13 protein-coding genes are annotated in these 13,860 nt (G+C 51.0%); 12 read left to right on the forward strand and 1 reads right to left on the reverse strand.

Annotated elements, in window-relative coordinates; translation table 11 throughout:
- Positions 1–14 precede the first annotated feature (14 nt).
- From pfkA to FPL14_RS23980, 12 genes are all read left to right on the forward strand, one after another.
- Positions 15–983, forward strand: a complete 969-nt coding sequence (pfkA, locus tag FPL14_RS23925) for a 6-phosphofructokinase (RefSeq protein ID WP_182300094.1) — start codon at positions 15–17, stop codon at positions 981–983.
- 92 nt (positions 984–1,075) lie between these two features.
- On the forward strand, positions 1,076–1,276 hold the full coding sequence (locus FPL14_RS23930; RefSeq protein ID WP_182300095.1) for a DUF3906 family protein: 201 nt from the start codon (positions 1,076–1,078) through the stop codon (positions 1,274–1,276).
- Between the two features lie 178 nt (positions 1,277–1,454).
- Positions 1,455–2,411 carry a DNA-binding transcriptional repressor DeoR gene (locus FPL14_RS23935; protein ID WP_182300096.1) on the forward strand — a complete coding sequence of 319 codons (957 nt, stop codon included), beginning with the start codon at positions 1,455–1,457 and terminating at the stop codon, positions 2,409–2,411.
- A gap of 2 nt (positions 2,412–2,413) precedes the next feature.
- On the forward strand, positions 2,414–3,085 hold the full coding sequence (gene deoC / locus FPL14_RS23940) for a deoxyribose-phosphate aldolase (RefSeq protein WP_182300097.1): 672 nt from the start codon (positions 2,414–2,416) through the stop codon (positions 3,083–3,085).
- 40 nt (positions 3,086–3,125) lie between these two features.
- A complete protein-coding gene (locus tag FPL14_RS23945; protein WP_182300098.1) occupies positions 3,126–4,427 on the forward strand; it encodes a pyrimidine-nucleoside phosphorylase in 1,302 nt (433 codons plus the stop codon).
- A gap of 53 nt (positions 4,428–4,480) precedes the next feature.
- Complete coding sequence (locus FPL14_RS23950; RefSeq protein WP_182300099.1) at positions 4,481–5,302, forward strand: purine-nucleoside phosphorylase; 822 nt, start codon at positions 4,481–4,483, stop codon at positions 5,300–5,302.
- Positions 5,303–5,364: 62 nt separating this feature from the next.
- Positions 5,365–6,486: a BMP family lipoprotein gene (locus tag FPL14_RS23955; protein ID WP_182300100.1), complete on the forward strand. Its 1,122-nt coding sequence runs from the start codon at positions 5,365–5,367 to the stop codon at positions 6,484–6,486.
- Between the two features lie 137 nt (positions 6,487–6,623).
- Positions 6,624–8,153 carry an ABC transporter ATP-binding protein gene (locus tag FPL14_RS23960; protein ID WP_182300101.1) on the forward strand — a complete coding sequence of 510 codons (1,530 nt, stop codon included), beginning with the start codon at positions 6,624–6,626 and terminating at the stop codon, positions 8,151–8,153.
- Positions 8,150–9,226, forward strand: coding sequence for an ABC transporter permease (locus FPL14_RS23965; RefSeq protein WP_182300102.1), 1,077 nt, complete (start codon positions 8,150–8,152; stop codon positions 9,224–9,226). The genes FPL14_RS23960 and FPL14_RS23965 overlap by 4 nt, the downstream gene beginning before the upstream one ends.
- Before the next feature lie 4 nt (positions 9,227–9,230).
- Positions 9,231–10,181, forward strand: coding sequence for an ABC transporter permease (locus tag FPL14_RS23970; protein ID WP_182300103.1), 951 nt, complete (start codon positions 9,231–9,233; stop codon positions 10,179–10,181).
- Between the two features lie 101 nt (positions 10,182–10,282).
- On the forward strand, positions 10,283–11,503 hold the full coding sequence (locus FPL14_RS23975; protein WP_182300104.1) for a MerR family transcriptional regulator: 1,221 nt from the start codon (positions 10,283–10,285) through the stop codon (positions 11,501–11,503).
- Positions 11,504–11,631: 128 nt separating this feature from the next.
- Positions 11,632–12,579, forward strand: a complete 948-nt coding sequence (locus tag FPL14_RS23980) for an NUDIX domain-containing protein (RefSeq protein ID WP_182300105.1) — start codon at positions 11,632–11,634, stop codon at positions 12,577–12,579.
- An 83-nt stretch (positions 12,580–12,662) separates the two neighbouring features.
- Here the strand turns inward: FPL14_RS23980 and FPL14_RS23985 are convergent, their stop codons facing one another.
- On the reverse strand, positions 12,663–13,826 hold the full coding sequence (locus FPL14_RS23985; RefSeq protein ID WP_182300106.1) for a putative glycoside hydrolase: 1,164 nt from the start codon (positions 13,824–13,826) through the stop codon (positions 12,663–12,665).
- Positions 13,827–13,860: the final 34 nt, after the last annotated feature.

Raw genomic sequence — 13,860 nt, forward strand, 5'->3', positions numbered from 1 at the left:
GGGAGGAATTGGAAATGAGTGCTGTAAAAAAGATTGCCGTATTGACAAGCGGAGGAGATTCTCAAGGAATGAACGCGGCGGTTCGTGCTGTCGTAAGGAGCGCATTGTACCGCGGTTTGGAAGTATATGGCGTGCAACGTGGTTATCAAGGCTTGCTTAACCAAGATCTGAGACAGATGGATTTGCGCAGCGTGGGCGACATCATTCAACGCGGGGGCACGATTCTTCAAACCGCCCGCTGCAAAGAGTTCATGACGCCGGAAGGCCAACAGCGCGGCGCCGATGTCCTTCGCGAGCATGGGATCGACGGTCTTGTCGTCATCGGCGGAGACGGATCTTACCAAGGAGCTAACAAGTTAAGCAAGCTGGGCATCAAGACGATGGGATTGCCGGGAACGATCGATAACGATATTCCGTTCACCGATTTTACGATCGGATTCGATACGGCGGTCAGCATCGTCGTGGACGCGATCAACAAGCTTCGCGACACGATGACTTCCCACGAGAGATCCTCGGTCGTCGAAGTGATGGGCCGTCATTGCGGAGATATCGCATTGTACGCCGGATTGGCAAGCGGCGCGGAAGCGATTCTCGTTCCGGAAGTGCCGTTCGACATTAAAGAGATTTCCTTGCGGATGAAGGACAATTTCCAAAAGGGCAAACGGCACGGGATCGTTGTCGTGGCCGAAGGGGTATGCTCCGGGGAAGAAGTAGCAAGGAATATTACGGAGTTTAGCGGCATCGAGCCTCGGGTAACGGTACTCGGACATATTCAACGCGGAGGTTCTCCGACGCACAATGACCGGATTCTGGCGAGCCAACTGGCCGATTTCGCGGTTCAGCGCCTGCTGGAAGGCGATTCTGGCAAAGGAATCGGAATCATCAAAGGCGAATTCGTAGCTACCGACATCGAGAAGGTCATATCGACCAAGAAGTCTTTTAATCTTGATCTTTATAATTTGGCATTGCGTTTGGCGCAATAATCCATAGTCTATGAGAGGGACTGCCCAGGACGACCGTTCGGTCCGGCCTGTCGGTCCCTTTGCTATCTACTATTCAGCGAAGGAGTCTAGAGATGTTTCTGTATAAATTGGAAGTTCAACTGGCCGATAAGGAAGTCGTATTGATCGTAATGGGAGACAATGACGAGGAAGTCATGCGAGAGGCCGAAATGAATTTATCGAAACATTACGTCATTCCTCCGGTCATTCGCGAAATTGCGCTGATCGAGAAGAAGCGGGCGAACAAAGGAACGGCATACGTGATCGAAAAGTAACTTTAAGGGAATAGTAGCGTAAAAGAAGCTGACGCCGGAATCGCGGCGTCAGTTTTTGCATGTATTTTGCCCTAGCGCGGAAATCTAATATCCATTATAATAGCGGGTATGAGAACATAATTTCATTTCGAATGAACATAATTTCAAAAAATCGGAACTTCGAATGGTGTGACTTTTGTTGGATAACGACAAAATCAAAAAAATAATCGAAGCGGCCAAGCTGTATTACCACTTGGATTATAGCCAGAATCAAATCGCGGACGCTATGGGCGTATCGAGGCCGACGGTATCCCGTCTCCTTCAACAAGCGAAGGCGGAAGGCATCGTCACGATCGAGATCAAGGACCCGACGGAAGATGTCGAAGTGCTGAAGAGCATGTTGAAAACCAGATTTCAATTAAACAACGTAATCATTGCTTATACTCCGACCTATGAAGAGCACATCGTGAAAAAATACATCGGGCAAGCGGCCGCGGCGTACGTAACCGAGTTGGCCAAGGATGGGGACACGATTGGCGCTTCTTGGGGGTCGACGATGCATCAGGTTGCCCTGCACCTGAAGACCAAGTCTTTGAATAACTCCTTCGTCGTTCAACTGAACGGGGGCGTCAGCGACGCCGACGTTCATATCTCTCCATCGGAGATCGTCCATTTGTTCGGCAAAGCCTTTAACGTGACGCCGTATTTTATGTATTTGCCGGCAATCGTCGACCATATTCTCGTGAAGCAGTCCATGCTTACGGATCGTCATATCCGCAGAGTCATGGATATGGGGAAAGGGGCCAACATCGCCGTGTTCACAGCGGGCTCCCCCACGCCGGATTCCGTACTGATCAATTCGAATTATTTGCGCGAAGACGAGCTGGAGATTATCAAATCGAAAGCGGTGGGCGATATTTGTTCGAGATATTTCGACTGCGGCGGCGAAATCTGTTTGCCTAGCCTTGACGAACGCACGGTCGGGATCGAACTCGCGGATCTGCGCACGAAGGAACACTCGATTCTCGTCGCCGGCGGTCCGTCCAAAACGAACGCGATTTTCGGGGCGTTAAAAGGGAGATACGCGAACACGCTAGTGACGGATCAGATTACGGCGAAAGATTTGCTCAAAAAAATAGACCCACAGGAGAAGTGAATATGACGCCAGAACAAATTGCGGGATTGATAGATCATACTTTGTTGGCCGCGGTAAGCACGGAGGAAGAAATCATCCGGGTGTGCGCGGAAGCTAAGCAATACGGGTTCGCAACCGTATGCGTGAACCCGTACTGGGTTCCTATTGCCGCGAGGGAGCTAGCCGGCAGCCAAGTCGGGTTAACGACGGTGATCGGGTTTCCTCTCGGCGCGAGCCGGACGGAGATCAAAGCCGCGGAGGCCGCGGACGCGATCGTTGCCGGAGCTACCGAGATCGACATGGTCCTTAACGTCGGCGCGTTGAAAACGGGTCGCGCGGATGCGGTCAAACGGGATATCGAAGAGGTTGTCAAAGCGTGCAAAGGGAAAGCGCCGGTTAAAGTCATCATCGAAACGTGTTATTTGACGGACGACGAGAAACGGCAAGCTTCCCTCCTATGCAAGGAAGCGGGAGCGGATTTCGTCAAAACTTCGACGGGTTTCGGCACGGGCGGAGCTACCGTCGAAGATATCGCGTTAATTCGTCGCGTCGTCGGTCCGGAGATGGGCATCAAAGCGTCCGGCGGTGTCCGGGATCTGGATATTGCCAGAAAATTGATTCAAGCCGGAGCGACAAGGCTCGGCGCAAGTTCCTCGATAGCGATCGTTACGGGCGGGGTCGGGCAAGGGTATTAATCGGGATGACATAACGAGCAGGCTGCAAGGAGGAAGAGCGATGAGAACCGTCGATTTGATCACGAAAAAGAGAGATGGCGGAGAGCTGACGGAAAACGAGATCAACAACCTCATTAGCGGATACACGGATGGTTCCATACCCGACTACCAGATGTCGGCCATGGCCATGGCAATCTTCTTCCGGGGAATGACTCCGATGGAGAGAGCGAACTTGACGATGGCGATGGTCCATTCCGGAGAGACGATCGATTTGTCCGCCATTTCCGGGGTTAAAGTAGATAAGCATAGCACCGGTGGCGTAGGGGATACGACAACGCTCGTTCTCGCGCCATTGGTTGCCTCGATAGGCGTTCCCGTGGCCAAGATGTCGGGAAGGGGACTAGGACATACGGGAGGTACGATCGATAAGCTTGAATCGATTCCGGGATTCCATGTCGAAATCGATAATCGTACTTTTATCGACTTGGTTAATCAGAACGGCCTTGCGGTCATCGGGCAAAGCGATAACCTGACTCCTGCCGATAAGAAGCTATACGGGCTTAGAGACGTAACGGGAACCGTTAACTCCATTCCGCTTATCGCAAGCTCCATTATGAGCAAGAAAATAGCTTCCGGCGCGGATGCGATCGTATTGGACGTTAAGACCGGCGACGGGGCGTTCATGAAAGAAATGGACGAAGCCGAGGAGCTGGCCGCATGCATGGTTGACATCGGCAATCGAGTCGGACGCCGTACGGTTGCCGTGCTTTCCGATATGAGCCAGCCTTTAGGGAATGCGATCGGCAATGCTCTTGAAGTCAAGGAAGCGATCGATACGTTAAGGGGGATCGGCCCCGATGATCTGACCGAGCTATGTTTGACGCTTGGCAGCCATATGGCCGTATTGTCCGGCGTGGCTTCGACGAAGGAAGAGGCTCGGAAGCTGTTGGAGCAATCGATTGCCAGCGGTCAAGCTCTAAGCAAGTTCAAGACCTTCTTGGCCGCGCAAGGCGGAGACGCCGACGTCGTGGATCACCCGGAACGATTGCCGTCGGCTAAGTTCCGAATCGAGGTTCCGGCTAAGGAAGCGGGATACGTCGCCGCGATAGCCGCCGAGAATATGGGGCTTGCCGCTATGCTGCTTGGAGCGGGACGCGCGACTAAGGAATCGGTGATCGACCTGGCGGTAGGAATCGTATTGCACAAAAAAATCGGAGACTCCGTACGGCTAGGGGAATCCATCGCGACGATCCATTCCAATACCGAATCGGCGCCTGAAGCATTGGCAAAAATTTACGAATCGATTCGGATTCAAGATCAACCGGTAACCCCTCCTCCTCTGCTTGTTGGAGAAGTGAAATAGAAGATAGAGATATGAAATATTTGGGGTAGATTATTAAAGGGGGTGAATCGAAAATGGGCCAGTTGCTTCACAGAATGGAAGAGGCGAAAACCTACATTCAGTCACAAATATCCGTTCAGCCGCAAATCGGTCTTATTCTCGGCTCCGGATTGGGAGAGCTCGCCGATGACATTCCGGAAGCTGTCCGGATTCCTTACGAGTCGATTCCGCATTTTCCGGTATCGACGGTAGAAGGCCATGCGGGCCAGCTTGTGACAGGCCGACTCCATAATAAGGCTGTCATAGCTATGCAAGGGCGGTTTCATTATTATGAAGGCTACTCCATGCAGGAGGTCACTTTCCCCGTCCGCGTCATGAAGGCGTTGGGGGTAGATCAGCTTATCGTGACCAACGCTTGCGGAGGCATGAATCCCGACTTTAAACCCGGCGATTTGATGCTCATCAAGGATCACTTGAACATGACCGGGGCGAATCCGCTTATCGGAGCGAACGAGCCCGCGCTGGGGCCGAGATTTCCGGATATGAGCAGGACGTATACGCCGGAATTGCTCGAGTTGGTTCGCGAAACGGCCAAGTCGCTGGACATTCAAGTTCAGCAAGGCGTGTATGCCGGAATAACAGGTCCGACTTACATGACTCCTGCCGAATTGACGATGCTGCGGAAGCTTGGCGGCGACGCGGTAGGCATGTCGACGGTTCCGGAGGTTATCGTGGCCAGCCACATGGCGATGAAAGTCATCGGGATTTCCTGCGTGACGGACATGGCGATCGGCGAGCACTTGGAGCCGTTAAGCCATGAACAGGTCATCGAGGTGGCCAATCGCACCAAGCCTATGTTCATCTCGTTGGTAAGAGAGATCATTGCGCGATTGTAAGCTCTTAAGGGTAATTATTGATTCATGCACGACAACATCAGAAATCGGGGAGGCATTCTAGAATGAAGAAAAGAATCGTAATGCTGGCTATTCTAACGATGGTATTCACAGTGCTCGCGGCTTGCGGAAACAAAAATAATGAAGGAAGCTCTTCCAGTGCTCCAGCATCGGAAAGCGGCAGCTCCGCGCCTGCGGCAAGCCCGAAAGCCGACTTTAAAGTCGGTATGGTTACCGACTCCGGTACGATCGACGACAAATCCTTTAACCAAGGAACTTGGGAAGGCGTTCTGAAAGCAGTTGCGGACCTAGGCGTTAAAGAGAAATATCTGAAGCCGGCAGGAACGACAGAGGCCGATTATTCGAAAGAAATCGGAAATCTGTACGATGCGGGCTACAAATTCATTCTTGCTCCGGGATTTAAATTCGAGACCGCGATCTTTAAAGCTCAAGATAAATATCAAGACGCTAAGTTCGTTATTATCGACGGCGCACCGCACAGCGGCGATTTCACCCCCGTTGTCAAACCAAACACGGTTTCGGTCTTCTTCGCCGAGCATGAATCCGGATTCCTGGCGGCTATCGCTACCGCGCTTGAAATCAAAGAGGGCGAAGCCGGATTTATCGGAGGAATGGAAATTCCAGCGGTTCAGAAGTTTAACTGGGGATTCCAACAAGGCTTAGCTTATGCTAACGAGAACTTGGGCACTAAAGTATCGATCAAAGCCGAGAACGTTATTTACCAAGGCAGCTTCGATAACGTTGCGGCAGGCGGACAGCTGGCTGCGCAAATGTACGATCGCGGAGTTAAAGTGATTTTCGCGGCGGCAGGCGGCGTAGGCGTCGGCGCGATCAACGAAGCGAAAAACCGTTCCGACGTATGGGTAGTCGGCGTAGACGTCGACCAATACAAAGACGGCGTGAAAGCGGACGGCAAATCCATCATCCTGACATCTGCAATGAAAAAAATCGACACCGTTGCTTTTGATATGATCAAAGCGGAAGCGGAAGGCACTTTCCCTGGTGGACAAACGTTGACGTTCGATGCTAAAAACGACGGCGTAGGCCTTCCTAAAGAAAATCCGAACTTAAAACCGGAAACGGTCGCGAAAGTGGATGAAATCTTCCAAAAGCTGAAATCCGGCGAAATCAAAGTTGCAAGCGAGCAAGGCAGCCTGATTAAGTAAGCAACAATTGAATAGAAAAAAGACGGGACCTCCGTCTTTTTTTGTTCAACAGACCCGATAAGCCGTTGGCGGCTTATCGGGCGTGTTGAACTTGCTAATATCACTATTATTCGTCCTGTCCATAGGAGGGAATACTCATGGATTACGTAGTGGAAATGCTGAATATCAGGAAAGAGTTTACCGGCATCGTCGCGAACGACAACATTACGTTGTGTTTGAAGCGAGGGGAAGTCCATGCTCTGCTCGGCGAGAACGGCGCGGGTAAATCTACCCTGATGAGCATTCTATTCGGCATGTACCAAGCGGATAGAGGCGCGATCAAAGTTAACGGCAAGGAAGTTCGGATTTCCAACCCGAACGTAGCCAATGAGCTCGGGATCGGCATGGTGCATCAGCATTTCAAGCTGGTTGAGGATTTTACGGTAACGGAAAATATTATTATGGGGATCGAGCCTCGCAAATGGTTCGGGCTGGGGATAGACATTCAAAAAGCCGGTAAAAAAATCGAAGAGCTATCCAAGCGATACGGATTGAACGTAGACCCGCATGCCAAAATCGAGGATATCTCGGTAGGCATGCAGCAGCGGGTGGAAATTCTGAAAACCCTCTACCGCGACGCGGACGTGCTCATCTTAGACGAACCGACAGCCGTATTGACGCCGCAGGAAATCGAAGAGCTCGGACGGATTATGAAAAATCTGATCGCCGAAGGCAAATCGATCATTATCATTACGCACAAGCTCAAGGAGATCAAAGCTTTCGCCGATCGTTGCACGGTTATTCGCCGAGGCAAAACGATAGCAACGGTAGACGTCGCTTCGACAAGCGAAGCGGATATGGCGGAAATGATGGTCGGGCGAAGGGTTTCCTTCGATGTCGATAAGAAACCGAGCGTTCCGGGAGACGTCGTGCTTAAAGTGGAATCGCTTTCCGTCAGAAACGCGAAGAAGGTGCTCGGCCTTAAAGAGTTCACTTTGGAGGTGCGGGCAGGCGAAATCGTAGGCATTGCCGGAGTAGACGGCAATGGTCAATCGGACTTGATCGAAGCGATTACGGGCCTGCGCAAAGCGGAGTCGGGAAGCGTCTTCTTGAACGGACAAGAAATAACGGGGAAGTCGATTCGCGACCGGATCGAAAGCGGCATCGGCCACATCCCCGAGGATCGCCAGAAACGGGGCTTGGTTCTAGACTATACTTTGGCGGAGAACATGGTACTCGAAGTGTATTATCGCGAGCCGTATTCCCGCAATGGGATTTTGCAGCATTCCACGATCAAACAGTATGCGAGTCAGATCATTGACAGCTATGACGTCCGTTCGGGTGAAGGCGCTTTATCGGCGGCAAGATCGCTCTCCGGGGGCAATCAGCAAAAGGCGATCATCGGCCGGGAAATCGAACGGGATCCGATTCTGTTAATCGCCGTTCAGCCGACCAGGGGGTTGGACGTCGGCTCGATCGAATATATCCACAAAAGGTTGATCGGTCATCGGGACAACGGCAAAGCGGTATTGCTCGTCTCGCTTGAGTTGCATGAAATCATGAACTTATCGGATCGGATCGCGGTCGTTAACCAAGGCGAACTGATAGGCGTCGTACAAGCCTCGGAGACGACCGAGAACGAGATCGGATTAATGATGGCGGGCGTAAAGAAGGAGGAAGGCGCATGAACAACAAAATAGTCGTCTCCTTGATCGCCGTATTGTTCGGATTGTTGGCCGGAGCCGTATTGATGGCCGCGACGGGGCATAACCCGTTAACGGGTTACTCTTATTTGTTCGAAGGCGGGCTTAAAAATCCGGAAAGGATCGGGAATACGCTCGCTACGGCTACGCCGTTGATTTTCAGCGGACTTTCGGTCGCATTTGCGTTTCGCACGGGATTGTTTAATATCGGCGTAGCCGGACAATTGCTCTTCGGAGGCTTCTGCGCCTCGGCCGTCGGATTGACCGTAGACCTTCCTAAGGCTCTGCTGCTCATTCTGATGCTTCTCGCGGGTTTCGCGGGCGGAGCTCTATGGGCAGTCGTTCCAGGCTTCCTGAAGGCTAAATTCAACGTCCATGAGGTCGTCTCCTCGATCATGATGAACTGGATCGCTTACTGGACGATCTATTATGCCGTTCCTGCTTACCTGAAGGGCGAGTTTCTGGAGACGGAATCCAAGCCGTTGCCGGAGTCGGCTTCGCTGAAGGTTAACTTCCTCACCGAGATGTTCGACGGTTCTTTTATCAATTTGGGGCTATTCGTAGCCGTGCTTATCGTTATCATCGTCTCGTTCGTCATTAACAAAACGACATTCGGTTACGAGCTTAAAGCCGTAGGCCATAATCGGCACGCTGCCGAATACTCGGGGATCGCGGTAAACCGGAGCATCATTATGTCCATGGCGATCTCGGGCGGGATTGCCGGTTTAGGCGGAGTAGCGCTGTACGCGGGGAACGCTTCGAATATTCAAATCGGAATATTGCCGTCGCAAGGCTTCGACGGAATCGCCGTCGCGTTATTGGGAGGGAATTCGCCGGTCGGCGTATTGCTGTCGGCGCTGTTCTTCGGTCTGTTGTATTCCGGCCGCGGATTTATGAATGCCATGACCGAAATTCCCCCGGAAATCGCGGATTCGATTATCGCGATCATCATTTATTTCGCCGCTACGAGCATATTGATCGAGCGGTTGGTTAGATGGTTAATCCGTCGCAAGGCCAACGCGAAATCGGCAGCCGAACAAGAAGGGAAGGTGAAATAGCCGTATGTGGACAACGATAACGCAGATTGCTCCGTACGCTATTGTTTTCACGATTCCTTTGCTAATAACCGCGCTAGGCGGACTGTTCAGCGAGAGAAGCGGTGTCGTCAATATCGGGTTGGAAGGGCTCATGATCATGGGGGCCTTCGCGGGTGCCTTTACCATTTTCAAACTGCAGGCTCTATATCCGAACAAACCGATCGTGATGTGGGTCGGGTTGCTCGTGGCTATGCTCGCCGGAGCGATATTCTCTCTTCTGCATGCATTCGCGAGTATTAACTTGAGGGCGGATCAAGTCATCAGCGGTACGGCGATCAATATGATTGCCGGAGCGATTACGATTTTCTTGGCGCGCAACATGACGGGAAGCGGAAATATTCGGATCAGCAGCTTCGCGCCTTTTAATATGCCAGGGTTTTCCGATATTCCGATCATCGGGCCTTTGATCTTTACAAAGACCTATTTAACAACATGGCTCGTATTGTTCATCGTCGGTCTAACCTCATTCGTCCTTTACAAGACCCCGTTCGGGCTGCGACTAAGAGCTTGCGGAGAACATCCTCACGCGGCGGAAGCGGCGGGAGTCAACGTGAAGAGGATGCGGTACGTAGGCGTAATGATCTCGGGCGCTTTCGCGGGACTCGGCGGAGCCATTATCATCGTGACCTACGCAGGGGAGTTTACCGGAAGCGTAGCGGGATTAGGTTTCTTGGCGTTAGCTTCCTTGATCTTCGGACAGTGGAGGCCGCTAGGCGTGCTGGGGGCGACTTTGTTCTTCGGAATCGCCAGCACGGTCGCCAACGTGTCTCAGGTCATTCCTTCGCTCGCGGTGTTTCCGCCGATCATTCTGAAGGTATTCCCGTACGTAGTGACGCTCATCGCTTTGATCGTTTTCTCCAAATCCTCAAGAGCGCCTAAGGCGGTAGGGGAGCCGTACGATTCAGGCAAACGATAGTCCGATCGACGTTTACAGCCACATGAATTGCCGGCGAATTCAGAACCGCCGATTCATGTGGCTTTTTGTTTGCTTCGCCGCAAAAGAAAGGGGGAGGGAGATTGAAACCAACCGTTGAATTGCATACGACCGGGCAAATCGCGAAACAAACGGGAATCACGGTAAGAACGTTAAGATATTATGATCAGATAGGTTTATTGACTCCATCGCAGATCAACCAAGCCTCGGCGCGCTTATATAATAAAAGCGATCTTATCAGGCTACAGAAAATCCAAACGTTAAAATCCATCGGTTTGTCGCTCGTGGACGTGAAACGGATTCTCCATGAAGACGAATCTTCGGATCAGGATTTGCTAAACTCTTTGAGGATGCAGAAGGAATTCATTTTATCTAAATACGCGCACTTGAACTTTGTAGTTAGAGCGATAGACGAGGCCATGAGCGTATGCGAGGGGACTAACGGGGACGGCGATTGGAAATCTTTATTCGCTCTCTTCGATGTCGTGAATACGGAGAGGCGTTGGCTCGAACAGTACTTAACGGCTAACCGTTTGCAAGCGAGAATCGATTTATACGATCGGTTTAGCGCGAACCGGATGGGGTGGCATCGTTGGTTTTTCGAACATTTAGGCACGCAGCCGAACTTGAGAGTATTGGAGGTTGGCTGCGGGGACGGTACCTTATGGGAGCGCAATCGCGATCGGATTCCGGAATCTTGGCAAATCACGTTGACCGATATCTCCCAAGGCATGGTTAACGAGGCGCGCGGCAAAACGGAACATTCCGGCGGAAATTTCAAATTTCTAGCAGCCGATATACAAGATATCCCTTTTCATGACAATGAGTTCGACGTGGTCATTGCCAACCACATGCTTTATCATGTTATAGATCAGTCGAAAGCGATGGCCGAGCTCGTCAGGGTGTTAAAGCCTGGCGGAGCTTTATTCGCATCGACGATGAGCAGAGACCATCTATCGGAGTTGGAGACGCTTGTCGGAGCCTTCGACCCGCAGTTGGAAGTGCTGGATCCCGTGATGGAACGGTTCCACCTAGATAACGGGACTCGGATCTTAGAGGGATGGTTTTCGGAGATCAAAGAAGTACGTTACGAAGATCATCTGCTGGTGAACGACATAATCCCGCTGTTAAGCTACATCACTTCAACCCCTATGAACGCGAGAGAAATCTTAACCGGCAAGAAGCTTAACGAGTTCAGGGCATTCCTGAATGAAAGGATTACGAGCGAGAAACCTTTCTATATCACGAAAGATTCGGGTTTTTTCCGCGGGACCAACCGAAAGCGACAGGACCGCAATCCGTAGACCGCCTCTTATGCGAGAGCGGTTTTTTTTATTGCATGACATTAATAAAAGGTTGCGGGTGACGTTACGTAACGCATTAGAATCAAGGATGTCGAATGGAAAACATGTATAGGATAGGGGGATAAAGCTTGAATCCGAAGATACGCATCATTAAAGAAGAATTACTGTCTAACGATTGGTATGAACTCAAAAAAGTTACCTTCACGAAAGAAAAAAGCGACGGCACGGTGGAAACCCAATCGAGGGAAGCTTATAACAGGGGGAACGGCGCGACGATTTTGCTGTTTAACCGCGAGCGACAGACCGTTATCCTTACGAGGCAGTTCCGGTTACCTACATATGTGAACGGTAATGAAACGGGGTTGTTGATCGAAGCTTGCGCGGGGCTTCTGGACAATGAAAGCCCGGAGGAAAGCATTTTGCGGGAAACGGAGGAGGAGACGGGTTACCGGGTAACCGGTCTGCACAAAATCGGAGAAGCGTATATGTCCCCGGGCTCCGTGACGGAAATCCTCCATTTCTATGTTGCGGAATATTTGCCGTCGATGCAAATCGGGGAAGGCGGCGGATTAGCCGAAGAGCATGAGGACATCGAAGTATTGGAATATCCGTTCAAACAAGCGATGGATATGGTGAAGAAAGGCGACATCAAAGATGCGAAAACGATTATGCTGCTGCAATATGCCGAGATAAACCGCTTGATAGAGCCGGTGAAATCCCAACATATTCTTATCGCCGGACCCTACCGCAGCGGGACGAACGACGATCCTCGATTAATCGAAGAAAATGTAGCTTTTATGACAGCCATCGCTCTTCAAGTATATGAAGCGGGACATCTGCCGGTGTTAGGCGAATGGTACGCGTTGCCGTTAATCGAGAAGGCCGGTTCGAGCAAGATAGGCGACGTCGTGTTCAATCGGATATTCCATCCTTCCTCGATAAGGTTATTGGACCACTGCGATTCCGTCTTGAGAGTCGGCGGGCCTTCCCTAGGAGCCGATGAAATGGTCAAGATCGCATTGGAGAAGGGCTTGACCGTATACTCCCATTTAGATGATATTCCCAAACTTAAATAACGACAATAAAAATGGCAAGCAGACGAACAAATCTGCTTGCCTTTTTAGGTATGGAATGAGTGCTATATCCGTTAAGAAAGATTTTAGAATTTGGCGTTCTCGGAATATTTGTTGCCGGCGTTCCAGAGCAAATATTCTTGTACTCCGCTGTCATTTAGTGCTTTGATCTGAGCCTCTACCTCTGCCGCTCCGTATTTCGCATAATGCCCTTTGCCTAACCAACTCGCCGTGAAATCTTGAATCCATGGACGGATGATCGGTTTCTTGTCGCCAAGCGGATCGAGTTTTTTGTGAGTATCGTCCATCGCGCCTTTGATCGTCGCGTAAGGCGCTTTGTCCGGATCCTTTTGTTTGAACCATCCCGTACTGTAATGGCTCGGATAGATCATCGGGCTAATGACGTGAACGGCGTTCGAGATTTTGACGAAATCCTGCCCGATTCCTTCAGCGGCCGGAACGGATGCGGCGTAACCGAAAATATCGACGGAAACCCGGACTCCGAGCGGCGAGAGCTCTTTTTTCGCGTATTCGACGAATCCGGTAACGATATCCACGCGACTTAATTCGTTTTTCGTAAACTTCAGTCCGTCCGCCTTTTTCTCGAAGCCTTCCGGGAACCTTACGTAGTCGAATTGAACTTCCTTGAATCCGAGCTTAGCCGCTTCCTTGGCGACTTCTACGTTGTATTCCCATACTTCTTTGCGGTAAGGATTCACGAATTTATCTTTGTTTCCATTTTGCCAGAGTGAGCCGTCCTTCTGTACGAACGAGTACTCCGGATGTTTCTTGGCGAGTACGCTGTCTTTGAATACGACGACTCTGGCGATCGGATAAATTTTGTGTTGTTCCAACGTGGACATGAGTTTGTTTATGTCTTTAATGTACGGTTGCGGATTGCCCAGCTGCAATTTCGGGTTATCCGTCTTATAAGTAATGTTGCCAAGATCGTCTTTGATATCGATGACCATGGAGTTTAATTCCGTTTTGTCCAGCAAGTTCAACAGTTTTGCCATTCTCTCTCCGCCTGCGCTGTAAGCCGTTACATAAATGCCTTTGACGATGGGAGCGTCGGGTTGAGGATCTCCCGTAACCTGAGGGGATGGTTCATTGCCCGAATCGGGCTTCGCCGGTTTGGAATGCATGCCGGTTTGAATGGTTTTCCATAGATTCCCTGGCGAATCTCCGCTCGCATGCGGACCGCCGAATACCGTATTCATAAAGAGGAAAAACGTGATAAAAATGTTCATCTATGCTCTCTCCCATCAGCTCTGTAACAAGATT

Origin of the sequence: Cohnella cholangitidis, assembly GCF_014107495.1 — a bacterium.
GTDB classification, from domain to species: domain Bacteria; phylum Bacillota; class Bacilli; order Paenibacillales; family Paenibacillaceae; genus Cohnella; species Cohnella cholangitidis.

Coding starts and splice junctions, on each gene's coding strand:
- deoC (WP_182300097.1), top strand. CDS start 2,414: ATGACGCCAGAACAAATTGCGGGATTGATAGATCATACTTTGTTGGCC.
- FPL14_RS23930 (WP_182300095.1), top strand. CDS start 1,076: ATGTTTCTGTATAAATTGGAAGTTCAACTGGCCGATAAGGAAGTCGTA.
- FPL14_RS23950 (WP_182300099.1), top strand. CDS start 4,481: ATGGGCCAGTTGCTTCACAGAATGGAAGAGGCGAAAACCTACATTCAG.
- FPL14_RS23965 (WP_182300102.1), top strand. CDS start 8,150: ATGAACAACAAAATAGTCGTCTCCTTGATCGCCGTATTGTTCGGATTG.
- FPL14_RS23985 (WP_182300106.1), bottom strand. CDS start 13,826: ATGAACATTTTTATCACGTTTTTCCTCTTTATGAATACGGTATTCGGC.
- pfkA (WP_182300094.1), top strand. CDS start 15: ATGAGTGCTGTAAAAAAGATTGCCGTATTGACAAGCGGAGGAGATTCT.
- FPL14_RS23960 (WP_182300101.1), top strand. CDS start 6,624: ATGGATTACGTAGTGGAAATGCTGAATATCAGGAAAGAGTTTACCGGC.
- FPL14_RS23945 (WP_182300098.1), top strand. CDS start 3,126: ATGAGAACCGTCGATTTGATCACGAAAAAGAGAGATGGCGGAGAGCTG.
- FPL14_RS23955 (WP_182300100.1), top strand. CDS start 5,365: ATGAAGAAAAGAATCGTAATGCTGGCTATTCTAACGATGGTATTCACA.
- FPL14_RS23970 (WP_182300103.1), top strand. CDS start 9,231: ATGTGGACAACGATAACGCAGATTGCTCCGTACGCTATTGTTTTCACG.